The sequence below is a fragment of the Blautia sp. HCP3S3_D9 genome, assembly GCF_052063845.1.
Lineage (GTDB): Bacteria > Bacillota > Clostridia > Lachnospirales > Lachnospiraceae > Blautia_A.
On record NZ_JBQHWS010000038.1, the window covers coordinates 1 to 25,459 of the forward strand.

Genomic DNA, 25,459 nt, shown 5'->3' on the forward strand with positions numbered 1-25,459 from the left:
TCATCTTCCATTGCCATCTCTGCGTTTTTCAGGTAGTTTTCGGACTTCATAAAGTTTTCCAGCTTCTGAAACCCAACAGAATCTACATAGTGAAAGGATACCTCACCGACTACCTTTAAGGCTACGATGTCGCTGACCGACATACTGTGACCACGGAAATCATCCGGGTGGTCAATATTGAACTTTACATACAAATCTTCCAGCTGCCGATTCACATCCTCGGACATAGAAATGGAGCCATGATAGACCACCTCGTAACGGTCAATCTCAGGCTCCATTTCTTTCTTCTGAAGGTAGCTGTAATTTGCAAACATGAGCGGGATATTATCGTCTACATCTTCCCGCAGCTGAAGAATCGCATAGGAATCCGTGGGGCTTTCCAGAAAAGCAACCATTCTGTCATCCGGGGTGGTATTTCCGTGAACATCATCCCATTTTTCGTTTTTCATATCCGTGTCCTCCTTATCGTTCAGGCTCTTTGCGTTTGGGAGAGGGACTGGCAGGCGCAGCTTTTTCTGCGGCCTGTGCCAGTTTTTCCATGACCGACTCACGCTTCGGAGAGTCGAGCTTATCCAGCTGACTTTTCAGCACTTTGGCAACCTCAACCGCAGTTTCCTCACGGGCTTCTTCAATGGCTGTATTCAGGAACTCACGATACGGAGCCGTATTACCAGCGGCAAGATCTGCCTTGATTTCTTGGATATGCGCCTGCACATCATCGACCTGATCCATATATTCATAGGGGTCGAAGTTCTCTGCAAAACGGTCGAGCTTAAAAGCAAGCTCAGCGATAGGGTCATTGACCACCACCGCCTGTCTGCCGACTTCAAAAGCCTGCTCCATGACATCCTCATAGAACATTGCCCGCAGTTCCCGGCGCTCCAGCCCGAAGGATTCCAGAATATCCCGGCGGACTTCGAGCATGGACAGTTCAGGGTTATCAACCTGACCGCCATCAATCTCGTTGTAGTTTTCATCCAACAGGGTGTAGTCGTAACCATCTTCGCAGGTCTGCACCGCAAGGATTCTATCCTTTCCGACCTTCCATGCGGCTTCATCGCCCATAATCTCAGGCTCCGGCATATAGCTTGCGCCGTTGCGCTCCATAATTTCTGCAAACTGGCAGATATGAAACACATTGTATCCGATCTGCGTATGATACTCGTCAATGAAGGTGCAGGGCTTCACAACCATTTCATCCGGGTAGTGAATCTGCACACAGCTGCCATCGGGGATATGAAACAAATCCTTATAATGGCTGTCGATAAATCGGATTTCCTTACCATCCGGGTTGTACTCATTTGTCATTTGCGCTTTCCTCCATTTTCAAATTCCATACTGAACTTCGTTTTGCCATCATCTGATACCTCCATAAAGACGGTGGCATCAAAGGTGTTGCCCGTTCTTTCGGACTTGCAATTCTTGAGCTTTACCTTGCCGGAACCAAGCAATTTCTGCGCCGTGGCAGAAGTCATGCTCTTGCCGATGCTCGCAAAGTAGCGATTGTTTTTCCAGAGGGCAAATTTGCAAGCTCTGTTGGAACAGAAAAATGCCTTGGCTTTGTCCTCTACAGCACTGCCGCAGAGCGGGCATTTGCCGATAGAATTGGCTTCTTTCGACATCATAACCTCGGAATCACGGATTACTTCATAGTTCTGAATCAGACCGGCAATCACATCTTTGATCTCGTCCATAAAGTCCTCGCTGGCATATTCGCCTTTCTCAATGAGCAACAATTTTTCTTCCCAATCCGCCGTCATGGATGGGGACTGAATCTGTTCCGGCATGACTGTTACCAGAGCCGTACCCTTGTGGGTCGGAATCAGGTGTTTGGTTTTCTTATCACCCTTACGCTCCAGAAAACCGATGCGAACCAGCTTCTCAATGATACCGGCACGGGTCGCAGGCGTTCCCAAACCTTTGCGCTCCACCTCATCAGGCATTTCGTCCGCACCGGCAGTTTCCATAGCAGAAAGCAGAGTATCCTCGGTAAAGTGTTTAGGGGGAGATGTTTTCCCTTCCTTGATTTCCGTGCCGCTGACGGTCATTTCGTCACCAACGGAAACAGAAGGGAGTGTCTGCACGTTTTCGTCGGATTTTGTCGAATCATTTTTCTGAACCAGAGCTTTCCATCCATCCTGCACAACAGTTTTGCCTTTGGTGGAAAACACGGTACCGCCACAGTCCAGCTCAATAACTGTCTCTGCGTATCGGTGCGGATCGCCAACAGCTACGCACAACCGATTCGAGATCAGTTGCAAAATTGCAAGTTCACCCTTGGGAAGTTCGCTCAGATTGCATTTCTGCAATTCTCTGGTCGGAATGATGGCATGGTGATCTGTGACCTTTTTGTTATTCACAACCTGCTCTGCATGAACTGGTATGTTATCCACATCCTCCACGGGGAATGTGTGGAAAGCCAGCTTTACGAGGTCGGTCAGGCTATGTGCCATATCTTCCGTCAGAAACCTGCTGTCGGTACGGGGATAAGTGACCAGTTTCTTTTCATAGAGGTTCTGCGTGTAGTCCAAGGTCTGCTGTGCCGTGTAGCCAAGCACACGGTTGGCTTCTCTCTGTAAACTGGTCAGGTCATAGAGCGCAGGCGGCTTTTCTGTTTTCTCCTTACATTCAGCTTTCTGAACGATTGCCACCGAACAGCTTTGTTTGACAGCTTCGGCTGCTGCCTTGGTTTTGAAGCGTTCGCTTGCAGCCGTAAAACCATCCAATCCAATCTGAACTGTGTAGAACAGTTCAGGCTTGAATGCGGAAATGGCAGCTTCTCGCATAACAGCCATAGCAAGGGTAGGGGTCATAACACGACCAACATTCAGGGTCTGCCCGTAAAGGGTCGAAAAAAGTCGAGTAGCGTTAATACCAACAATCCAGTCGGCTCGTTCTCGACACAGTGCTGCTTCATACAAAGCATCATATTCCGTTCCAGACCTGAGATTTTCAAAGCCCTCCTTGATTGCTACATCTTCCATCGAGGAAATCCAAAGCCGCTCAAACGGCTTTCTGCACCCGGCTTTGTGGTACACCAACCGAAAGATCAGCTCGCCCTCACGACCGGCATCTGTTGCACACACAAGACTCGCAACATCTTCTCTGGCCATGAGCTTTTTCAGAATCCCAAACTGTTTTTTCGTACCGGCAGAAACCTCATACTGCCAGTCCATCGGGAAGATAGGAAGGTCTGCATAAGCCCATTTGCTGTACTTCGCATCATAGACTTCCGGCTGTGCCAGCTCCACCAAATGCCCTACACACCAGCTGACCACATATCCGTTTCCCTCTAAGTAGCCATCCTCACGCTTGGCAGCACCTAACACTTTGGCAATACTCTGTGCAACCGAAGGCTTTTCAGCCAAAACTAATTTCATTTGCATCTGCTCCTTTCACAAAAAAATAAGCAGCCACACACCGTAGTGCATGACTGCTATGTAAAAAGTTCGGAAAGGATTTTTGCAACCTGATACAATTTTCTGTTCTACAATCTCCGTCATAATAAAAATATCTCCATCATTTCAAAAGAGAATGACGGAGATATTTCACCTTGCTTATTCTTGTAGCAACCAATCGGCTATATCGTGAATTTCGCTTCCTTCATAGCAATATTGGGGATGTTTGGTTCTGGCAATAATCATTTTCGGATAAGCGTCTCGAATCTGAAGCAGAGGAGAGCATTCTCTCTCAAATGTTTCCTGCCCGGAAATGTTGTCGCTGACCTGAATATAAATCTTTTCGCTACCTCTCTGAGCAACAAAGTCGATTTCCTTTTGATAGAGCTTGCCGACATAGACATCATATCCACGGCGAAGAAGCTCGATACAAACAACGTTTTCATATACTCTGCCATAGTCTATATTTCTGCTTCCCAGTATTGCATATCGAATACCGCTGTCACACAAATAGAACTTTTCAGAGCTTTCAAGGTATTTCTTACCTCGGATGTCATATCTCTTAATATCATAAAATACAAAAGCATTGCACAAATACTTAATGTACTTGCCGACGGTTACATGATTGGTTGGAGTCTCATTTGCTGTCAGTAGCTGACTGACCTTATTCGGAGAAGTCAGGTTGCTGATATTATCCATAAGGAACTCGCTCAGACGTTGTAAAACCAAAGTGTCCGGGAGAGTATATTTCTGTACCAAATCCCTTGTAACAATCGTTTCGTAGACCTCTTTGATATAGTTTGTTCTGTCTTTTTCGGTTCTATAAGCATAGGAACCTGCTAAACCGCCCTTGATAGCGTACTCATCAAAGAGCTTATCTTTGTCACTAATATCATCATAATACTGGCAATATTCCTGGAAGCTGAAAGGAAACACATGAATTTCAATATAGCGTCCGGTAAACAGAGTTGCCAGATCTGCACTCAACAGGAAAGCATTAGAGCCTGTTACATAGATGTCGTATTTTCCCTTAGAGTACAGGCTATTGATTGCCAACTCAAACTTGGGACACATCTGAACCTCGTCTACAAACAGGTAGTTCGTTTTTCCTTCCTGATAATGTTCTTCCACATAGGCGTGTAAGGCATGGTATTCCTTGATTTCTTCATACGCCAAATCCATGAAGTCGATGAAGATAATATTGATGTTTTCAAAATTGCTTTTCAGATACGCAATATACGCCTGCATCAATTTGGACTTACCAGATCGACGAATGCCCGTGATGATCTTGATGTCAGGAGTACCATTCAGTTCAATGATTCTATCGAGATATTTTGCTCTCGTGATTGTTTTCATATAGTCACCCGCTTTCAAAAATTGAAGTTTTTTCATTTCTCGAAACCGCTTCGCTGTACTTATTATACTGTCTGCTAATAGTATATGCAAGATGTCACTTTCAAAAACGCAAATTTTTTTATTTTTTGAAAGCGGAAACTATGTAAAGGCAACCCGAAGGCTGCCCCAGGCATCAAGCCTATCCTGTTTACACAGGTTCATTATCATCTTCATCGACGGAGCTATCTTCATCGTCGTCCTCAAACTCCGGATCGTACCCATAGTCCTCGTCATCGTCCACATAATCAGCATCTGGGTCAGGCTTTGCCGCTTCCTGTGCCTTCTTCTTTTCCTGGACTTTCTTAAATACGAAGAATCCACCACCACAGGCAAGCACAATCAGAGTAAGAATCGCCGGGAGCATATTTGTGGATTTCGGCTTTTCCTCCGGTGTCGGTTCTGTAATTTCAGGAACTGTTTCAACTACTTCCGGCTTTGTTTCCTCAACCGGCTTGGTGAACTCTGCAACTTCTTCCTCGTCCATCAGCTTGAGCAGGTCGGCTTCATCCACCTGATTCAGAAAATGCACGGTTTCCTCGCCCTTATCATCACGGTCAATGATGATATAGAAGTAGTTTCCGTTTTTGGTTACAGCGGTAATGAACTGCTTTCCGCTTTTCGTAGGCGAGCCAGCGTCATCAACCAAAGTCAGATTGCCGTCGGGAGTAAGCGGTAGCATCGGCTCCTCCGGCTCTGTTTCGGGAACTTTTTCTTCGACCGCAGGTTCTTCAGTCGCTACGCTTTCATCTACATAGGCAAATGCCGTTGTAGAAAACACGCCAAAACACATTGCACACGCCAGCAATGCGGCTCCAATTTTCTTAAATCTCATTCTGCGTTTCCTCCTCATTCATAGTATTGATCGTATCAGGCTTCGGAGCCATATCCGCAGCAAACATACGGAGCAGCTCGGAAAGCTGTTCGGGATTCAGGTTCGCAGCATGAACCATCTCATGGATTTCGGAATTTTCCTCCTCACGGTATCTGCGTTCCAGGTCTTTCACCTTAGCATCCCATTCTGCCCGTTTCTTACGGGCTTTTTCAAGGTCTGCACCTATTCTGTCTAACTTGGCACTCAATCGCCATCCCTCCTTTAGTTTCTGATTCTGCCGAAGCAGTAAAAATGCTGTTGCCAGTAATTCGATTCGATAGAAGCGTAGGAAATGGGGTTTCCGCAGTGGATCATCATACCATTGCCAACATAGATACCAACGTGTGATGCACCGGAGGTATCATAAGTGCCTTGGAAGAAAATCAAATCTCCCGGTTTGGCAGAGCTTTTCGGGATAATGTCGCATACGCCCATCAAACCGTTTGCGGTCAAACGACCAACACTCCAACCGTTTCCGCAGTGATTGATTACATAGGAAACAAATCCGGAGCAGTCAAAGGAGGTAGACGGGCTGCTGCCGCCCCACACATACGGGTATCCCAGATATTTTTCAGCTTCCCGAATCATATTGGCAAATCTTGTGTCTGTCAGCGCTTCGCCCGGAATATCATAATCGGTGTACTCGCCGCCAGGGGTGGCGTAAATGTCATTTCCGAAAATATCCGGTCTGTTGCCCCTTGTCTGAAGCAAAATTCTATATCGCTCCATTTTATTGCTAACTTCCCATTTTTTTCCTACTCACACCCTGTTATTAGCTAAAACAAAAGGTTTTAAAGTTTTTTGCTAAGTAAACATACCTACTCATTTATCCACCAACAAAATTACGAACAACTCAGTATTTATCAGAGTTTTAAGTGTTTGAGTAGGAAAATAATGAGAAGTTAGCAATCATCTTCCGACAAGCCGGAATTTGAAATCACACTGTTCAAGCCCTTATTTCTGAGCTTCACATTCAGAATATAATATTCGTAATCTTCTTCCTCTGTTGTTGTCTCTCCCGTTTCGGGATCAGTAGAAGATGTTGTTCGTGTACGAATCTCTACTACTTCCGTCAGGGTCAGCTCATATTGTTGCTCAAATAGCCATTGCAGGGTAGCCTGCACCTCATCTCTGGTGTAATCCTCAAACTTCACCGTCAAATACGCCGCCAGCTCATAAGGATTGTGGTTGATTTCATCAAGGTCATACCGGTACTCGTCATATCCGCTATGAGTACGCTCGATATTATTGATTTTATTGCGGAGCGCAGCTTCCAAAGCCTTGTAATCATTGTCCGCACCAATAATATCTTCCTCTTTTGCAGTAAAAGAAGTTCCCAGAATGATCTGTGTGCCGCCTTGGAACATAGCCGAACAAGACGAGAACATCCCTGAGAGTATCATAAAAAGCAGTCCGGCAATCAAAACAAACAGAATCGTTTTAGAGTGTGTGGTGCAGAACTCCGTTACTCTTTCTGTGATGTTCTTGGCTCCCTGAGCTGCTTTGCCCGTTGCCTTGCCTGCACCCTTAGATGCAGAAGCCGTTGTCGAAGCGGTATTCTTACCGGCTTTGGCGGCAGCATATTCTTTCTTGATTGCCCTTTTCTGTTGCCAACGGGAAAAGGGATTGGAACCGGCATCGGGGTTGTCCTTTTTGAACTTCTCATACAGGGCATTTACATTTGCTTTATCTGACTTCTCAACCAGCTTTTCCGCCTTGTCGTAGGCTTTCAGCTTGTGACTGTAAACGGCATGATCGACGGTATAGACAGTGGATTCAACAGCCTTGGTCGTTTCCTGCACAGCCTGAACGCCGATATTATCATCCTCATATTCTGACACCGCCCGATGTGCTTTGGATGTGAGCGTGACTGCGGCACCACGGCTTGCCATGTGCTTTGCCACAGATGGGCGCTCGATTTCCGTAAACTCCGCTTTTTCAAAACGGAGCTTTGCTTTACGGGAACCGGCTGCATCTGTTTCCAGCTTTAGCTTCGGCTTTGCCTTTTTAGAAGCCAATTTGTCTGCCGCTTTTTCAGCCCTATCAACCGCCTTATCTGCACGGTCGGCAGCTTTCTTCACATGAGAATCTGCAAGGTCATCTTCGGTAAAACGGAGTCGTGTAGGTCTTTTCGCCATACATTACGCCTCCTTTTCCTGTGCCACCTCGTTTAACTTCGTGGTCATAATGCGATACAGTTCCAGATCTGTCGGGAATCGGTCAATGAACGGCAGAATCACATTGCCATAGAACAGAAGTCCTTCGCCCTCACCGGAGTTGGTTACATAGGACAGCTGATGCGGCGAAATGTTCAACCGCTGTGCCAGAATACTTCGGTCATCGCTTGCCTGATTCAGCATATAGATGAAATCAGAGTTTTCGAGGATGTTGGCAATCTCCGGGGAACGAAGCAGGTCTTTGACATTCTGAGTAATACCGGTCGGCAAGCCGCCCCATTTACGGAATCGCTTCCAGATTTCTACGGAATAGGTTGCCGTCTGTTCTTCCTTCAGAAGCAGATGGAACTCGTCAATATAATATCTGGTCGATTTACCGGCAGAACGGTTGGCAGTTACACGCCCCCAGACCTGATCCTGAACGATCAGCATACCGATTTTTTTCAGCTGATTGCCCAGCTCCTTAATGTCGAAGCACACCAGACGATTCTGAATATCCACATTGGTTCTGTTGTTAAACAGTTTCAGAGAACCCTTAACATAGATTTCCAAGGCGGTCGCTACATGGTGGGCTTCCTTTTCGTCCTGTTTCAGAAGGGCATCATACAAATCCTCAAGGATCGGCATATTCTCAGGGGCAGGATTGTCGAAATATCTCTGGTAAATCTGATGCACACAACGGTCGATAACCGTCTTTTCGATAGGCTGCAAGCCATCCTTACTGCCCATAATCAACTCACAGAGGGACAGGATAAAATCAGCTTTCAGTGCTACCGGGTTGTCATCCTCAGAGTAGTTCAGGTTGATGTCCATAGGGTTGATATAGTTGGTACTGGAGGAGCTGATTTTTACCACCTGACCATTGAACTTGTGAACCAGAGCCGCATATTCCGCTTCGGGGTCGCAGATGATAATATCGTCATCCGTAACCAGGAACGCATTGGTGATTTCACGCTTTGCGGAAAAGGATTTACCGGAACCGGGAGTACCCAGAATCAGTCCGTTGGGGTTCTTGAGCTTCTTTCTGTCCACCATGATAAGGTTGTTCGACAGAGCATTCAGCCCGTAATAGAGCGTTTCTCCACCATTCTGGAACAGCTCCTGCGTGGTGAAAGGCACAAAAATAGCCGTGGAACTGGTAGTCAGGCCACGACGAATCTCAATCAGGTTTTGTGCCAAAGGCAGGCTGCTCATCAGTCCGGATTCCTGCTGAAAATCCAAACGACGCAGATTGCAGTTATGCTTCTGGGCGATGCTCTGTGCCTGGAACACATTGTTCTCCAGTTCCTGCTCGGTGCGCCCGGTGTTCAGCACCAGAAATGTCACCATGAACATTCGCTCATTCTGGCTCTGCAATTCTTTCAGAAGTGACTTCGCATCTTTACCATAGGTAGCAAGGTCAGATGGGATAATGTCCATGTCATAGCCAGAACGCACAGCCTTTTTCTGTTCCTCGATTTTGGAACGGTCAAGCTCGGTGATGATTCTCTTGATGGTCTTAATCGCCGCAGTCTGGTCAACCGACTGGATGTGCATGGTCACGATCTGCGTGGATTCCATATCCAGAAAATCCGCCAGCATACGATCAGACAGGTCTGATGCCGTAATTGCCAGATAAGACATCGAACCGAAGATACTGCCCATCTGGAAGGTGCGGTTGGTCTTAAAGGCAAACGCCGTCGGAGCAATGAAGTCCTTTACGGACAGCCCGGATTCCACAAGATACTTCCAATCGAAGAAGAACTTATCATTATCACCCATGTGGAACATAGAGTGCATCAGATGCAGCCGCTCTTTGCCGTTCATGGTAGTGGCAATGACACCCAAACGCCGAAAGTTATTGAGCAGATCGTTTTCGATATGGTTGAGTCTCGGCTTTGCCTGCCGCATGGATTCGGCTTCAATGCCGAATGTCAGGTACTTGGTTTTGGTCAAGCCGTTGTTGCCCTGCGCCAACTGCTTTTTCAGCATCTGGCTATACTCGGCACGGACGGGATTGAAGCTGTCCTTCTTGAACGGGATACGGATACTCTTTTCAAAGCTTTCAGCATCGGTACTCAGGTTCATAAAGGAAAGCTCAAAGTGAATGGAGCTGTCAAAGAAATTCAGGAAACTGCACCACTCATCGAAGATGGCAGTCTTATCTTCCTGCTGTGCCAGCTGATAGTTGATGTCCTGAAACTGAATGGTCTTGGTGTAATAACTGTCAGTGACACGGCAGATGCCATCCGGGAACATTCTCTGAAAGGGAATGGACTGCTGTGCAGTCTGCGGAATACCGTTGTCCTTCTTTGCCCGTTCCACAACAGCTTTAATTTCTCGCTGCTGCTTCCGATTCAGATTTGCAGGCATTTTGATGTTTCTTGCCTGTGGCTTCTTTTTGAAAAACAATTCGTTCAACCTCCTTTTCCAGTTTGTACTGACGCATCAAAGCGTCATAATAGTTGTCCGTCTGATAAGGGCGAACCTTGGGACGAACGAATTTGGTCTGAATGAAGTGTTCTACAACCACTTCCAACGGCTGACTATCCTTTTCATACATTGCCAGAAAGAACAACGGTAACATGACGATCATCATGGACAGTGCTGCAAGGCTCACATTTCCGGTTGCTTTGACCAGAAAGAAAATCGGCACTCCGATGAGCGCCGCCGCACCAAAGCAAAGTAACTGCCGTTTCGTCAGATTGAAGAACACTTTTGTTTTTACCCTCGTCAGGTCACGAGGTACGGGAATATACGCTGCCAAACAATTTCCTCCTTCCCTTAGTGAGCGCTGAATACACCCTTCGCAAGCGAACCAGTCTTAAACAGGGTGAAGCACAAAAGGACGGTGTAGCCCATAACACCCCAGATAGAACCGATGATGTCATCACTGAATGCGATAGACTGAATCAGCACCGCATAAATGCCCACGCAGATCATAATCAGGAATCCCTGGAATCCGATTGCAAACAGCGAACGCAGATAATTCTGTCCGATATTGCTCTGTTCTCTGTTTCCAAAAGTGGAAAGCGGAATCGGGGCAAGGCTGACCATCAGATAAATTTCAATCATTCGACCGTAGACGATCACAAAGATGATGATTGCCAAAGCGGACATCGTGACCTGCACGATAAAGGATTGCAGGAACAAGCCGAGCAAAGGACCCAAATCCATTGCCATCAGCGTTTCTTCCATTGTTTCCAATGCCGAAGCATCTATGGCAGTATTTCCGGATATGATACCGGCGCTTGCGTTTATAACGTGCTGTGTCACATCAAACACAGCCATCGTGATATTGAATGTGTTTGTGATTAACATGACCGCAACAAAAGTCTTGAACACCCATTTGAAGAAGATCCAGGTTTCAAAATTTGCCAGATTGTTGTGGTCAATAATCATCTGAATTAGCTCATAACAGGCAATGAAGGTCAGAATCAAGCCTGCGATTGGGATAATCACTGACTCGGAGATGTTTCGTACCATGGCAAAGACACCCGGCGAAAAATTCGCCGGGGTCATGCCAACGGAGGTTGCTATCTCGCCAACCTGGTTGTTGACGGACTCAAACATCCCCGACAGATTTCCCATAATAGCTGAAACGAGCATTTCTTTCAGCCAGTCTGTGATCTGTTGGAGTATGCTGTCCAAAGGCGATTACCTCCTTGTTTTGTGATTAACCGAACAGTCCGGAGAGCAGAGGTACAAGGGTGGTGCCGATGAGGGCAACACCGCCGCCAGCCATGAGCTGCTTCATGCCCTGGGACTTTGCGCCGGGGTTATCGTTGCCGTAGCCCTCAAGCAGATTGATTGCACCCCAGATGCCAAGACCTGCGCCCAGAGCGATAACGAGAGTCTGAAGAACGGTTACTGCGCTATTGAAAAATGCCATAATATTTTCCTCCTAAAATTTGAAATTGTTTTGAGAATAGAAAAAGCCCTCCGTACTACCGGCATCAAAACCGGACGGAAGGCTTAGTTTACGAGAATCTTTTCAAGGAACTCCTCGACGGTTATCACGCCAAGTTTCTGTTCCATTCTGCTTCTTGCATATTCAGTTTCACAATCATATATATCACCACCACCTTTCATAAGAAACAGCCAATACATTGACTGCAACAAATCTTCACGAGAAGCACAGATTGTCGGTGAAAAAACGACAGGTGAAACCTTCAGAACCTCTGCGAGTTTCGCTGTGGTTTCTGCATTAGGGGTTCGAGCGTTTTTCTCATACTGAGCAATACGGACATCCGCTGTTTTCTCGGAATACCCCATCAGGAGTCCAAGCTCTTTCTGGGTAAGGCGGCGAAATCGTCTAACGAACTTCAATCGCTGCCCAATAGAGGTATCCGTGATCCACCAAGTCATTTTTTTTACACCTCGCTTTCTGCAAATTCTCGATATACAACCTCATTTTTTGCTCTGCGCTTGCCTACGGCTTCACTGGGAGCAAGGTCAGGGTAGGTTGCCTGCACTTTCTGTCTGCTTCTGCGGACAGTTTCAAACCCCGGAAAGCTGCGTCTATCCAGTTCCTTCAAAAACACAGGAACCGTCATGGCATGAATGTCGATGCCACGCAGACCGGAATAGTGTTCCAGTACCATCAGGTACAAATGATTGTCGGTATTTCTTGCCTTGTGGTCGTGTTCCAAGATGTTCTTAACCAGGGCAGATACCGTTTTCAGATTTTCTAAACAGAAACCTCCTTAATCCGCATCGACTACCACAAACTCATCACCTGCCTTGAGCTTCAACCTTCGACTCAGAAACTGCTCAATGTTGAACTCATTTCTCTTATCAAAGTCTGATGTGTACTTATAATTGGGGTGCTGCGTCAGATCGTACTTGTCAGAAAGAAACGGTCTGACACCACGCAACTGCAAAATACACTTGCTGCCATCCAGAACCGCAAGCTCATCTACGCTCGCAAGGTCTTTGCCTAACTTCTGATAATTCAAGCCGTAAGACGGGCTGTTACCTCTGGTGTTGGAGGTGTTGTAGGTGTCGATAGTTTCTTTTCCCAATGCCTGATTCAGTTCTTTGAGCGTGGTTGGCTCAGAACCACCCAGGAAAATTCGGGAATCCATGTTGCCGATGATGGTATCGGCATTGTCTTTATAAATGGCTTTCAGCTGTGATTGTGCCTGGAGAACAAGGCAAGCCGATATTTCACGGCTTCGGATTGTCGCTACCAGTTTTTCCAGATTGGGAATCTGACCGATGTTTGCCATCTCATCAATCAAGCAGCGCACATGAACCGGCAGTCTGCCGCCGTACACATCATCTGCTTTCTCGCACAACAAGTTGAACAGCTGTGTGTAAATCATGGAGATCAAAAAATTAAACGTCGCATCCGTATCTGACATAATCAGAAAGAGCGCCGTTTTCTTATCTCCGAGGGTATCCAACTGCAACTCGTCATAGGCAGTCACATCTCTGACCTCCTGAATATCAAAAGGAGCCAGACGAGCGCCGCAGGAAATCAAAATCGACTTAGCGGTCTTGCCGGCAGCCAGCTTGTATTTTTTATACTGACGGACTGCAAAGTGATTCGGCTTTTTCTTTTCCAGGGCTTCAAACATCAGATCCACCGGGTTCTGGAACTCCTCATCATCTTCCCGCACCTCCATTGCGTTCAGGAACTCAATCAGGGTGGAGAAATTCTGTTCCTCAACCGGAGCTTCATAGTGGATATATCCGATCAAGGCACAGTAGAGCAGCGTTTCCGCCTTCGTCCAGAACTCATCACCGGCTTTTCCATCACCCTTTGTGTTGGCAATCAGCGTTGTCACCAGTTTCAGAATGTCTTTTTCTGAATGGATATAGGCAAATGGGTTATAGTGCATCGACTTCTGAAAGTTGATGGTGTTGAAAATCTTGATGGTGTAGCCATGCTTCAAAAGGGCGTTGCCGCACTCAATCACGATGCTGCCTTTCGGGTCAGTGACCACATAGGAACTGTGCATCTGGAGAAGGTTTGGCTTCAACCAAAAGCGAGTTTTACCGGAACCCGAACCGCCGATAATCAGAACATTCTTATTTCGGGCATTGGCAGGATTCTTCGGGCGATTGCTCATCATCAGCCGCTCCGTTTTCGTCAGGATCACATTGTCCTCGAACTTTGGTGCAATAAACGGCTCAATATCTTTTGCCGTTCCCCAACGAGCAGAACCGTACTCAACATTGTGTCGGTACTTCTTTGCGTTTTTGCCTTTTAGATAGACAGCCAGCCGAAGTCCTGCGCCGCAGAGAATACCAATCAGCAAATCCAACGGGTGAAAGCTGGGAAACGGATTGTTCAGGGCTATCGGAAGGGCATGAAAAAAGCTGAGGATTTTCGCAGATGAATCTGCCCCCTCAGCCAATCTCCATGCTTCTCCTAAATTCGTAGCGAACAACCCTACCAGAAAATACGGTAAATTCAGAATCAGGAGCTTTTTCATTTTTCTCTTATCCATCACAGATCACGCTCCTGTTTCTTCTCTCGAACCTTCTTCGGAATCGCTGCGACAATTTCCTTGAACTTCTTCAGCTGCGCCAGAACGCTCGGCTTTTCATTCTTGGTTAATGCCCTTGCCTGATGTTCCTTGCAGATTGCATCCAAAGCATCTGCATCTTTAGAACGGACAAAAACAAGAAACCGGGGAGGATCAACGGACTTATCTTTTCTTACGGCAAAGTCCACGCCATACTTCTTGGCGAGCTTTTCAAAATCACGGATACTCTCTTTGTCGATCTCAACATTCGTAGCACCCTGATTCTGTCCCAAAAGCTGTTTCACGGATTGCTTTCCATGAACGGCAGGGTCTCGTGCCTTTTTCATCTTCACTTTTTCCCGGTGCTGCAAATACTTGCGGATACCGGCAATGATAGTGCGCCCCGTCAGCTTGGTTGTGCTGATCGCCAGGTTTACTGTTCTGTTTTCAACTTCTTCCTGCATGATTCATCACCTCCTGCAAGCAGTAGAGTGAACAGATTATCGTGCCATATCTCTGTGGTCGTAATACAGATTGCCCTTGGCAACTGCGGCATGGCTGATAATCTTGATATTGCCAGCTTTCTGGTTATCCAGAGCCTTCTGATAACCCACATCGCTCAAATACAGGCGATTTCTTTCGCCTTTCCAACCGACAGGCGATTCATCGGTCAGCACATCGAAAATAATCATGTGCTTGGTGGCGTCATCAAATCGTGCCAAGTCCATATAGGTATGTCCCTGGTACTCCTTGGCACCATCCTGAATCCGCTTTCGCTCCATCAGCTCTCCAATCGTCGAATTTCTTTGCATAAGAACCTCCTTACAGAACATCTCGGTCAGGGTTACTTTTGTGGGGAACCGAATCAGCTTTGACAGGTGCATCTTCTTTCTTCACCATGTCATCCGGCAGGGGAAGCGCCATAATGCTGCGCCCCATGCGTACAAAAGTCTCAGGCTGATGAAAGTGTTCCTCAAACTGCTTCATCAGTTCCGGGGACAGAGAACAAAAATCATCCTCGCCCAATCCCACAACCAGAAAATCACCGGCGATAATGTCATAAATATCGCCGTCATCATCACGCAGCGCACGGTTCAGTTCTTTGCCTACGAGTTTACCTTCGTCGTGCATCACCAGTGCAACCGGCTCATTGAACGGATAAGTTGCCTCAATATCGCCACCTACGGCTTTCTGCAAATCCTCCAGCTCACAGCCGATCTGCACAGCCTGCGGATACATGAACGGCTTTACCAGCAACACATTCATGGTATCTGCCTGTTCTTTCTGAACCTCCCGTTCCTCGGTCGTGCCGAACGCAACACCGGTAAAGTTTTCGGAGTCCAGAATGTACTCCGAATTGTAATAAGCGGCTCTAACCTGTTCCTCTGCCGCATCGTGAGATTCTGCTTGCACCGTAACCGTTTTCTCCAAGGTTTCGGTGATCTTCACATCGTATTCTTTCAAGTTTCGATACCTCCGTTTCTTTGGAAATAAGAAAAGCGACCATCCATGAACCTGTTACAGTTCATAAATAGTCGCATCCACATCGGCTAAAAGCTCGAACAAGCAAATATCGTCCAGTTCGCAAATCAGGGAACCCATGTCGAAGAAAATATCGTCCTCGCATTCCACCGTAGTAACCACGCTGCGGTGTTCGTTAAGACAAATGGCTTCTTCCTTGTCCATCGTGATCGTAGACATACAGGACACCACATAGAATGTCATATCTTCTGCTAACCACAGCTCCTTGCTCTGAATCGTGCGAACTTTTTCATCGCCGCTCATATCTTCTACATAGGACAGAAGCCGCACGGCTCTGCTGTTCAGAAGTACCTTTCCCTGATAGTCGATACCCTCACCAGCAGAGGACAATACTCGATACTCGCTAATCATCTCGGCATTTTTCTGAAACGACTTTGCCAGAAGCGCAGGAGAAATATCATCGAACTCCTCACTGTAGTTTACGAGCATATCTACCATATAATCAGGATCGCAAAGGTCGTAGAGTTCTTCCAAAGCGCCCTGAATGTTTTTGGGTGTAAACATTTTTTACCTTACCTTTCCATTGATTTTTCTCTTTTTTTCTGCCATTGCTCCAAAAGCTGAATGATTTTATCCTCCATCTGCTTGTTGGTATAGGACTTCGGGAAGTATTTTCGCAACGAATCCGTTTTGAAGGTTACTCTGTCCAGCTCTCCCTTCTTGATTTCATTCATAATCTCGCACATCGCATCCAGCGTACACTCGCCCTCCTGTGCGAGCTTTTTAATTCGCTGTGCTTGCGAAAGGGAAGGAGCTGCTTGAGCATAATCCATTGCAGAAAGAAAATCCTTCTGTTCTTCACTTGCCAGATAGGAAAGCTCCACCGCAGGATTGAATTTGATCTGACCCGTATCTACCATATCCAGCAGTTCCGGAATCAGTTCGGTCAGACGGATATAACGGTGTACCTGATTTCTGCTTTCTCCTGCCTCCTGACCGACTATATCCATTGCCTGCAACTTCATCCCAACTTGGGATGAAGTTAAATCGGTGCGTTGACCTTGATGTTTAATCGCATCCAGCTTCATCTTATAAGCAAATGCTCTTTCACTCGGCAGGATACTCTCCCTCTGCAAATTCGCATCAACCATCAAAATAATGGCTGCATCATCGTCCAGGTCACGAACAATCGCAGGCATGGTTTCCTTACCCGCAAGCTCCGATGCCCGGTGCCGCCTGTGACCAGAAACGATTTCATAACCACCGTCGGGGTCAGGACGGACAATCGCAGGAGTGAGAACTCCGAAATCTCGGACGCTCTCTGCCGTTTTCATCATTTCTTCATCATCAACCACACGGAAGGGGTGTCCCTCAAAGGGGTGTAGCTCAGAAAGCGGAATTTCCTGCACACGCTCCTGCTGGGCTTCAGCTCTGGATTGATCGGTGGAGAAAATATCATCGTACCCCTTCAAGCTGATGTTTGCGCCTTTTTTCTGCATTGTTTAACACCTCCTTCGTCAGAATTTTATAGGCTTCGGCAACTTTGCCTTTGGGATCATGCTTGAAGATACTGGTTCCCTCTGCGCTGATTTCCTCTGCACGGACAGAGCGGGGAATGTCGGTCTTGTAAACCTTCAGCTTTCCGCCGTAGCTCTCCCGAATCAGATTGCTGATGTCTTTGGAGTAGTTGGTGCGGCTGTCCACCATCGTCAGAAGAATCCCTTCAATCCTCAGTTTCGGGTTGATTTGCCTCTTGACCTTGTTGATGGTTCCAAGCAGCTGTTCCAGACCCTTTGCAGGAAGGTATGCTGCCTGAACCGGTATCAGCACATTGTCGGCAGCTGCCAACGCATTGACGGTCAGCATACCCAAAGACGGCATACAGTCAAGAAGAATGTAATCATAATTCTGTTTGACTGTATCCAGGTATTGCCGGAGAATGGTTTCCCGGCTCATGGCATTGACCAGTGCTACCTCCATACCTGAGAGTTCGATGTTGGACGGCACCAAATCAACGCCCTCCGGATGATGAAGAATCCCTTCATCGGGAGTAATAGGGTTTTCCATCATAATCTTTCCCATCAGATCGGAAAGTGTCGGAGACAGATCATCCGGGCAGGGATTGCCCAAACTGACCGTCAGGGAAGCCTGGGGATCGGTGTCTACCAGAAGCACCTTTTTTCCTTCAAGAGCCAAGCCAACGCCCAGATTCTCGGTGGTGGTGGTCTTTCCAGTGCCTCCTTTCTGATTGACCACCGCAATGATGGTTGCTTTTTTCGACATTTATCGTCACTCTCCTTCCTCTCGCTTCATTTTCAATTTCTTAAATCCTCCTTCCAAATATCCGTGTGACATATCGTGCCGAACAAGAGCATCGTAGTAGGTGTCTATTGTCGTCGGCGCATTGTATATCGTAGTCAGCATATACTGACGGATATTTCTAATCTTTGTGGTGTTCTCCTTGAAGCAGTCCATAACATATCGAATGTGTTCGGCATTCAGTTTCATAAACCGACTGCGGACAATTTCTGCCGGACGCTCCTCTGCACCAATGCGAATCAACGGTCGCTTCGTGCAAACTGTTTCAACGATCAACTCCAGAATGTTATCCAGCATTTCGGAATCGTAAGGGTAATCCTTCTTCAACAAATCCATACTGAGCTGATCCGAGAAATAATCAAAGTATTCTTGATACCGGTCATTCTCGTCCATCATTCCACCATTTCCGGAAGGAAAGATAGAATCAGTATCACTAAATTCAGTATTTTTAATATCAGTATTATTACATTGTGATTTCGGAAGTTCTTGAGTTGTGATTTCCATTGTTCCAGAATTGTGATTTTCACAATTCAAGAGTTGTGAATCCACAGCAGAGATAAAGTTCTTCACATAGATCAGGTTGGGCTTTCCCAAACCCTGGCGCTTACGTTCAATCAATCCTGCTTTCTTCTCAAGTTCACTGAGCAGCTTGATAGCCTTTTGTTCAGCACAGTTCAGAGCCATCTTCGCTTCGTCGATTGTAAAAATGATATACACTCTACCGTTTTTATCTATCCAACCATTCTTGGCAGACAGGCTCATGCGGTCAAGCAAAATGCCATACAGCATCTTGGCATCGGCAGAAATATTCCAGAACCTCTCGTTCGTGAACAACACCTTCGGAACTCGATAGAATGTGAATAGATCGGATTGCTGACCGTAAAAATAATCAAAACTCACACGGCTTCACCACCTTCTTTCTGCGGAAAACTTTCTGTTGTCAGCGGAATGCTGCGGAAAGTCGTATCCGTCTTTTCGTAAGGACATCGGGCAAAATAGTAGAAGCGGTATTCCTGTTCATACACATCCATATCAACGAAGCCCCACTTCACGCATAACCTTCTTCGTACACCAACCAATGCACGGGTGATCTCGCCCATAGGGACAGCCATCACATTCCGACTTGGGTTTCGGCGGCAAAGAGATTAAGTAGTAGCAATTATTTCTACCCAGACGGCAGCCCTTTCTGCCATTCGTCCAGAAGTAGCAGTAATGACAGTCGCTCGGCTTGTCTGCGGTATAAACAGGCTTGCTCAAATAAAACACCTCCAATCTCTTGTATTTGCCCATGGGTTTGGGCATAAAAAAAGAGCGCCTATCCATCCCCAATGCGGGGCAAATAGACGCTCTATGTACATAACGATATTTAATTTTATCTGCTATAACTGCATAGTATTCAAAACATCCGCCTTTTTTGATTAGCTGGATTTTTGGCACGATTTTGGGGCTGATTAGCAGGAAGGGCATTTTCATTAGCAAGAACAGCCCGTTTTCTGCTAAAAATTAGCTGGCGATTTTGTCTTATAACAACCGTTCGATTCTGGAGGGGTTGTCAAAAATCAAATTTTGGAGTAGAATTTTATCTCATACAGTGAAAGAGCTTTTTCGTAGCTTTTTATATAAGAAAAGCCGAAAACCCTTGAAAACAAAGGCTTTCGGCGTTGTTCACTGGCGTCCATAAGAGGATTTGAACCTCCGACCCCACGCTTAGGAGGCGTGTGCTCTATCCAGCTGAGCTATATGGACGTGTCTGATATATGATTATAGCCCGATCAAAGTCGAACTGCAATCCCTTATTTAGTTTTTTTTGAGGTGGCCGTTGTAACGCAACCTTAGGAGGCGCTTGTTTTATCCGTTAAACTAAGAGGACATTACCGATTTTTGGCTTAAACACTGGGTTTTTGCCACTTTGGTTCGGTAACCGTTTTATGATTTTCAGCTAATTTTGATTAGCTGGATATCATCAGATTATTCATTTTATTAACAGTAGAGCATCCGCCAGAATGGGGAAAGCTCCGTTGTTAATTTTGTCTCTTCCAGAATAGATTCGAACTCCAAGTTCTTTTTTCATTTTTCCTTCAGGGTTCAGCCGCGGCTCCTTCTTAGGAGCAAGGCACTCGGTACCTTGCTCCTGGTTTATCGCTGTCTTATGAAGTTCTTGAAAAGCCTTGATTTGCGGGAATTTTTAGCTATCGTGGGTACCTGATTGTCAGTTCTTATATGGTCCCGGATAGGCCCCGTTTTGGCCTGTTTTGTTTGCAAAATGTTGGCATGAGCTAATTTAGTTCTCAGTACCGAATTGCCAAACAGTAAAAATTGAGTGCTTATAACGACGCCAATAGATTTATCGGCTACCGATTCCGTACTTTCTCGGAATTGATAACTCTATTAAATTATTGACCTGTTTTTATGATTTCTACACTTATATTATACCCCAAAATACACGCATTGTGTACCCCTGATTTGGTCAATGGAGTTCTTATTCGTCACCGGCTTCGCCGCTTTGCTATTTCGTGGGGATTCATCAGCCGGCGCTTAGAAGGATTGCTCCGGTGGTCAAAACTATCCCCCGTCTCGGCAGCTTCACCTAGTATTTCTAAGATACATCCGTAAAACACGTTTTACGGATGATCAGCGGTCGTCAAATGAATCCAAGCAAGCTTGATTCATTTTCCTCGTCACTATGACATATATCATGCCTTACCATATCATGCAACAATGTACATAAAAGAGTTTCGATTTTTAATGGTCGCCAACTTGGCTACCATTAGCCAGAGCATGGTTTTATGCAAAGAAAACTGCAAATCTGGGCGAGTTGGCGAAGGGGTGGGCTTATCTTTTCAGCCATTTGCAATCTCTACATTTTTACCTGCAAAGGCGATGCCATATTTTACGATTTCCTTGATTCCACGGTCCTTCATATCTGTATCATAGTGCTTATCCTCAATCTGTTTCAGAGCCTCGTCGGCGGATGCAGATAAACCAGCATCATTCTTTGTCGCTTTGAATTCCATGATAATACCCGGCAAAGAATGTACCTTAGGCTCCAACACAAGATCGAATCTTCCCTCTCCGGATTCCCTGTTTGATCTGATGTAATATCTTGAGGACATGCCTGCTGCCAGTCCAAGCATCATGCCATGGTAAAAACCTTCTGCTGCTCCATCAAAACAACTGATGCAGGTAATCATATATTTCCGGAGGAATTCCTGAAGTTTCTTCCCATCATTCAGATACAGTGCTTTTTCAAGTCCTGCCATGACATTGCCATCCACTGTCCCCCTGAGCCAAGATAAAATCTCTGTATTGTAAACTCTGCGAATCTCCTTATTCGGTAACGCCAGTTCCATAAATGTCCCAAATTCTGTTTCAACCGCATCACTTACCGGTTTTAAATATCCTGCAAGTAATAAGAAACTGAAGATGGTATCTGTTCCATCCGTTATTCTCGGATAGATGACATCCATATTTAACGATGCCTGAACGGTCTGCCCCTGCAACAGTGCAAAAAGGTTTTCTGCAATATCCGGTGTAAGAGATATCATGATCTCCCGAATGATCTCATTATCACTGGTATTGGTCCAATATGGTTTCGCCTGACAGTTATTATAGAAATAATTGGCAACAGACCAAGGATTATAGATTTCTGTACTTCCAAAACGATATCCATCGTACCACTCACGAAGTTCTTCCAGTTTTGCCTCCTGTCCGTAGTATGCTGCCATGGTATTCACTTCATCCACGGTAAATCCAAAGTATTTGCTGTATTTCTCATCAAGTACAGAATTTACGATTGGATTATTAAGTCCACTAAACAGGTTCTCCTTTGACACACGCAGGATACCGGTAAGAACGCCAAAAGCAAGAAAAGGGTTATCCTTAAGACCACCGGACATAAAATTACGCATAAATGTAATCACTTCATTATAGAAACTTCTGGAATGTCCCTGTTGGATTGGAGTGTCATACTCGTCAATGAAAATGACTACCTTAGACTGATGATGTTTTTCCAGCATGCGTCCCAGATTCAGGAGTGATCTGGTATACTCCACATCACTCAGCTCATCCGTCTGCATTCTGGACAAATAATCCTGTTCCACCGGATTAAGTCTGTCGCTTGTAAAAAGCTCATTGTGCCGCATAAATTCATCACGGATCACATTTTTAATTGCCGCATAAGTACTGGCCCAATCCGAAAACTTTGCATCTTTGAAAGTGATGGAAATCACCGGAAATGCCCCTTGCATCTTCTGATATTTTTCACCGCATGACCAAATCTGTTTATCTTTAAAATAAATAGATGTATCCTCTTTCGTTTTTTCAAAAAACGTTTTAAGCATATCAAGAGCAAGTGTTTTGCCAAATCTCCGTGGTCTGGTAAACAAAATGACCGGAACCTGATCGTCAATCAAATCACGAATCAGAAGCGTTTTATCTACATAATAGCTATTCTTTACTACATCCATGTAAGATGTATTACCGACTGCGCAAGAAAGGATCTCTCCATTTTCTTCTTTAGGCTTTGCGGTACCCAGGTATGCATATACCGTCTCTTCCGGAACCATCCAATTGCGACCTTTTCTTAAAGCACCTTCCAGTTTTCCCGCATTGCATAATCCAACTACTCTTCTGGTTGATAAGCCCATGATCCCGGCGGCTTCTTTTGTTGAAATATATCTAATATCGGTCATATCATCGCCCCTTTCGGAAATATCATAACATATATCGGAAACTTCATCAATGTATTTCCGTTAAATTTCCGCCATTCTCCTCTGCGTTTCTGAGTGAATGTCCGGTTCCTTGCATTCGTTATACCCATTATACCCACTTATTTTTAATACAGGCGGGTATAATGGGTATAACAAAAAGAGTCTCCGAAGAGACTCATATTTATTGGTCGCCATCTTGGCTACCATTTCGACGCAAATGAAAAGAGAGTACTTTTCCCTTTATTTACTCTCCAGTGACTTGGCCAAAGTAGATAAAAGCGCCGCCATCTCCGGATTGGAAAGGACCTTCGCCAGGAGCTCTGCATCCACATTTGTCGGAAGTTCTACTGTCTTTCCGGCCACATTGGCATGCATACTCGGATCCAGATTCTTCTTCTCGTAAAAGGCCTGCTCGAAGAGTTCCGCATTTTTTCTACGATCATCATCAATGATATGAGAGTATACATCGGTGACCATATTGATCTGGGAATGACCGGAGTCTCCCTGTACCGCCTTGATGTCACCGCCATTTAACTTCAGCTTGTAGGTAACACTGGTATGACGAAGACTGTGGAATACTACCGGAGGAAGATCATGTTCCCTGATCAGGTCATTTAAAGCCTTACGAATAGAAGAAGTACCAATCGGAAGCCCAAAAGGTGTTGACATCACCAGATTATAATCCATGTACTCATCTCCCAGAGTTTCCTTGATCTTATCCTGTCCCTTCTTCCATTCCACAAGCATTTCTGCCACAGATTTTGGAAGAAAAACTTTACGGATACTGCTCTCTGTCTTTGGTAATTTCAACGCACGAACGGTCTTGTTTTTCTTACTCTCCTCCGGAAATACCAGAATCACATCTTTTCCCCGAAGTTCCTGAATGGCTGCTTTGTCGACTCGCTGTACTTCCTTATCGACATAAATATAAGCCCGGTTCTCCGCAATGGCCTCCTCAGATATATCCACACAGTCCCAGGTAAGTCCAAGCATTTCTCCCATACGAAGAGAACAGGAAAATGCCAGATTCAGGGCCAGCTTCAGGCGATCATCCTCACAGACTTCCAGTGCATGCATCAAAGTCTCTGCCGTCCAGATTTCACGTTTTGCGCTCTTATACTTTGGAACTGTTGCATAGATCACCGGATTCTTTGCCATCAGCTCCCATTTTACTGCCTGTTGAAAACAATTACGAAGAAGTTTGTGAATATCCCGGATTGTTGCCGGAGTTACATACTCTGACTGACGCTTTCCGGTTGCCGGATTGATCACCGCCGGAGTTCGGAGAAGTCTCTGGTAATATTTTTCAATAAATCTGGTATTGATATTCTCCAGCTTATCTCCGCCAATAATCGGGATGATATAATTATTGATCATACTCACGTTAGAAGAATATGTAGACAGCGCCCAGGCCTCTTTCCCATACAAATTTACATACTCCTCCAGCAGCTCCTTCACTGTCTTACAATGAGGCACGATCATTTGTCCGATATCTGCACGATACTCGATTTCCTTCTTGCGCTTCTTTGCTTCTGACATGGTCTTATAGGTTTCCCATTTCTGTCTGCGCTTTCCGTTCTTATCCTTATAACTATATACGACACAAAATCTTCCTCTTCTCTCAACAATTGATGCCATGCTGATCCTCCTTTTTTCTGCTCTGCAGCCAATTTTCAAACGCCTGTCTTGGAATACGAACCGTCTTGCTGCTTTGAACTGCTTCTATTTTTCCTTTTTTGATCCACTTATGTACGGTTGCCGGATTTATTCCTGCCAGAAGCGCAGCTTCCTTTACCGTCAGATATGCATCATTTCCGATATTTTTGGTATGGCCATCACGATCCTGAACCGCTCTTCTATATGTTTCAATAATGCGATTATCTTCTTTCTTCACCTTTTCCGGCACCTGCTCCGATACGATATGGTATCGATCCTGACTGGCATACCATTCATAAAAACTTTTCTTGGTCACTCGTCTTCGACCATCAAACTCAATGGTTTTCAAAATATCTGAGCTAGCAATAATGTTATAAACTACGCTTCTTGAAACACCCAACATTCTGGCCATTTCCGGCATCCGCATAGAACCTTCCACAATGTCACGAACCTTCTCCCGATCCCTGGCATTGCGGAACCGATTCTGATTTCTGTACCACTCATCAAATGCTTCTTTAGGATACCTTTTCCAATAATCCACCAGGATATATTCCACATCGGCTTTCTTCATCTCCTCGTAAACCTGCCATTCAGAAATCTGCAGAATCTCTGCAATATTCTTTGGCGAATAAGAACGCTGCTTCAGTTCCCGTCCAGGCTCCTCTCCGGTAACCTTGTGATATTTGATCTGATTGGCATACCATTTCTCGAAGCTTTCCAGATCCACACGCATTTTCCCAAGAATCACTTCTGTCTTGAAAAAATTCTTGTGAACCAGCCAGTATCGGTCCGTCTTCTTCAAACCCAAGAGCCTCCCCATTTCCGCTACCGACATGTATTTTTTCTCCGGAGAAGGCACCCTTTTGTATGCACTCTGGCTCTCAATCTCTTTCACCAGTTCGTGAAACTCCTCTTCCTTTGTCAATGGATTGTAATACAATCGCGCCACCTCCTTTGTTACTAAAATAACTCATCTGCAGAAAAAGCGTTAGGATGT

At 45.6% G+C, this 25,459-nt stretch carries 25 protein-coding genes, 1 tRNA gene and 1 pseudogene; all 27 read right to left on the bottom strand.

Features of this window, described 5'->3' with window-relative positions:
• On the bottom strand, positions 1–449 hold a 449-nt coding region (locus tag ACTNES_RS09255; RefSeq protein ID WP_441039165.1), incomplete at its 3' end, for a YodL domain-containing protein.
• 13 nt (positions 450–462) lie between these two features.
• Entirely contained in the window at positions 463–1,308 is an 846-nt protein-coding gene (locus ACTNES_RS09260; protein WP_002304387.1) for an LPD16 domain-containing protein, read from the bottom strand.
• Positions 1,305–3,380, bottom strand: a complete 2,076-nt coding sequence (locus tag ACTNES_RS09265; protein WP_002578949.1) for a DNA topoisomerase 3 — start codon at positions 3,378–3,380, stop codon at positions 1,305–1,307. Before ACTNES_RS09265 ends, ACTNES_RS09260 begins: the two co-directional genes overlap by 4 nt.
• Before the next feature lie 177 nt (positions 3,381–3,557).
• Positions 3,558–4,790, bottom strand: coding sequence for an ATP-binding protein (locus tag ACTNES_RS09270; RefSeq protein WP_441039166.1), 1,233 nt, complete (start codon positions 4,788–4,790; stop codon positions 3,558–3,560).
• A gap of 151 nt (positions 4,791–4,941) precedes the next feature.
• Entirely contained in the window at positions 4,942–5,625 is a 684-nt protein-coding gene (locus ACTNES_RS09275) for a DUF4366 domain-containing protein (protein ID WP_002578950.1), read from the bottom strand.
• Positions 5,615–5,872 (bottom strand): DUF4315 family protein, encoded by a 258-nt coding sequence (locus tag ACTNES_RS09280; protein WP_002304378.1) that lies wholly within the window; start codon positions 5,870–5,872, stop codon positions 5,615–5,617. The genes ACTNES_RS09275 and ACTNES_RS09280 overlap by 11 nt, the downstream gene beginning before the upstream one ends.
• Positions 5,873–5,886: 14 nt before the next feature.
• Positions 5,887–6,393: pseudogene (locus tag ACTNES_RS09285) on the bottom strand (C40 family peptidase); the annotation flags it as partial.
• A gap of 173 nt (positions 6,394–6,566) precedes the next feature.
• A complete protein-coding gene (locus ACTNES_RS09290) occupies positions 6,567–7,802 on the bottom strand; it encodes a CD1108 family mobile element protein (protein WP_441039167.1) in 1,236 nt (411 codons plus the stop codon).
• A gap of 3 nt (positions 7,803–7,805) precedes the next feature.
• On the bottom strand, positions 7,806–10,193 hold the full coding sequence (locus ACTNES_RS09295; RefSeq protein ID WP_002588967.1) for a VirB4-like conjugal transfer ATPase, CD1110 family: 2,388 nt from the start codon (positions 10,191–10,193) through the stop codon (positions 7,806–7,808).
• Positions 10,153–10,587 carry a PrgI family protein gene (locus ACTNES_RS09300; RefSeq protein ID WP_002304375.1) on the bottom strand — a complete coding sequence of 145 codons (435 nt, stop codon included), beginning with the start codon at positions 10,585–10,587 and terminating at the stop codon, positions 10,153–10,155. Before ACTNES_RS09300 ends, ACTNES_RS09295 begins: the two co-directional genes overlap by 41 nt.
• 17 nt (positions 10,588–10,604) lie before the next feature.
• A complete protein-coding gene (locus ACTNES_RS09305; RefSeq protein ID WP_002304374.1) occupies positions 10,605–11,471 on the bottom strand; it encodes a VirB6/TrbL-like conjugal transfer protein, CD1112 family in 867 nt (288 codons plus the stop codon).
• A gap of 25 nt (positions 11,472–11,496) precedes the next feature.
• Positions 11,497–11,712, bottom strand: a complete 216-nt coding sequence (locus ACTNES_RS09310) for a Maff2 family mobile element protein (RefSeq protein ID WP_002576404.1) — start codon at positions 11,710–11,712, stop codon at positions 11,497–11,499.
• An 83-nt stretch (positions 11,713–11,795) separates the two neighbouring features.
• Positions 11,796–12,188: a helix-turn-helix domain-containing protein gene (locus tag ACTNES_RS09315; RefSeq protein WP_002304334.1), complete on the bottom strand. Its 393-nt coding sequence runs from the start codon at positions 12,186–12,188 to the stop codon at positions 11,796–11,798.
• A 5-nt stretch (positions 12,189–12,193) separates the two neighbouring features.
• Positions 12,194–12,472 carry a hypothetical protein gene (locus tag ACTNES_RS09320; RefSeq protein WP_441039168.1) on the bottom strand — a complete coding sequence of 93 codons (279 nt, stop codon included), beginning with the start codon at positions 12,470–12,472 and terminating at the stop codon, positions 12,194–12,196.
• Between the two features lie 54 nt (positions 12,473–12,526).
• Positions 12,527–14,278, bottom strand: a complete 1,752-nt coding sequence (locus ACTNES_RS09325) for a VirD4-like conjugal transfer protein, CD1115 family (RefSeq protein ID WP_002588968.1) — start codon at positions 14,276–14,278, stop codon at positions 12,527–12,529.
• Entirely contained in the window at positions 14,278–14,760 is a 483-nt protein-coding gene (locus ACTNES_RS09330; protein ID WP_002304320.1) for a PcfB family protein, read from the bottom strand. The genes ACTNES_RS09325 and ACTNES_RS09330 overlap by 1 nt, the downstream gene beginning before the upstream one ends.
• A gap of 36 nt (positions 14,761–14,796) precedes the next feature.
• Entirely contained in the window at positions 14,797–15,108 is a 312-nt protein-coding gene (locus tag ACTNES_RS09335; protein ID WP_002304317.1) for a DUF5720 family protein, read from the bottom strand.
• 10 nt (positions 15,109–15,118) lie between these two features.
• Entirely contained in the window at positions 15,119–15,760 is a 642-nt protein-coding gene (locus ACTNES_RS09340; protein ID WP_002588969.1) for a DUF3846 domain-containing protein, read from the bottom strand.
• 54 nt (positions 15,761–15,814) lie between these two features.
• Positions 15,815–16,342: a hypothetical protein gene (locus tag ACTNES_RS09345; protein ID WP_002304315.1), complete on the bottom strand. Its 528-nt coding sequence runs from the start codon at positions 16,340–16,342 to the stop codon at positions 15,815–15,817.
• 8 nt (positions 16,343–16,350) lie between these two features.
• Positions 16,351–17,277: a ParB/RepB/Spo0J family partition protein gene (locus tag ACTNES_RS09350; protein ID WP_002304314.1), complete on the bottom strand. Its 927-nt coding sequence runs from the start codon at positions 17,275–17,277 to the stop codon at positions 16,351–16,353.
• Complete coding sequence (locus ACTNES_RS09355) at positions 17,234–18,061, bottom strand: ParA family protein (protein WP_002304313.1); 828 nt, start codon at positions 18,059–18,061, stop codon at positions 17,234–17,236. The genes ACTNES_RS09350 and ACTNES_RS09355 overlap by 44 nt, the downstream gene beginning before the upstream one ends.
• A 6-nt stretch (positions 18,062–18,067) precedes the next feature.
• A complete protein-coding gene (locus ACTNES_RS09360) occupies positions 18,068–18,997 on the bottom strand; it encodes a DUF6017 domain-containing protein (protein WP_002304312.1) in 930 nt (309 codons plus the stop codon).
• Positions 18,994–19,197, bottom strand: a complete 204-nt coding sequence (locus ACTNES_RS09365) for a hypothetical protein (protein WP_223385014.1) — start codon at positions 19,195–19,197, stop codon at positions 18,994–18,996. The genes ACTNES_RS09360 and ACTNES_RS09365 overlap by 4 nt, the downstream gene beginning before the upstream one ends.
• A 569-nt stretch (positions 19,198–19,766) precedes the next feature.
• A tRNA-Arg gene (locus ACTNES_RS09370) sits at positions 19,767–19,843 on the bottom strand.
• 1,094 nt (positions 19,844–20,937) lie between these two features.
• Entirely contained in the window at positions 20,938–22,788 is a 1,851-nt protein-coding gene (locus ACTNES_RS09375; RefSeq protein WP_441039169.1) for an AAA family ATPase, read from the bottom strand.
• Between the two features lie 258 nt (positions 22,789–23,046).
• On the bottom strand, positions 23,047–24,444 hold the full coding sequence (locus ACTNES_RS09380) for a tyrosine-type recombinase/integrase (protein WP_441039170.1): 1,398 nt from the start codon (positions 24,442–24,444) through the stop codon (positions 23,047–23,049).
• Entirely contained in the window at positions 24,428–25,402 is a 975-nt protein-coding gene (locus ACTNES_RS09385; RefSeq protein ID WP_441039171.1) for a helix-turn-helix domain-containing protein, read from the bottom strand. The genes ACTNES_RS09380 and ACTNES_RS09385 overlap by 17 nt, the downstream gene beginning before the upstream one ends.
• Between the last annotated feature and the right edge of the window lie 57 nt (positions 25,403–25,459).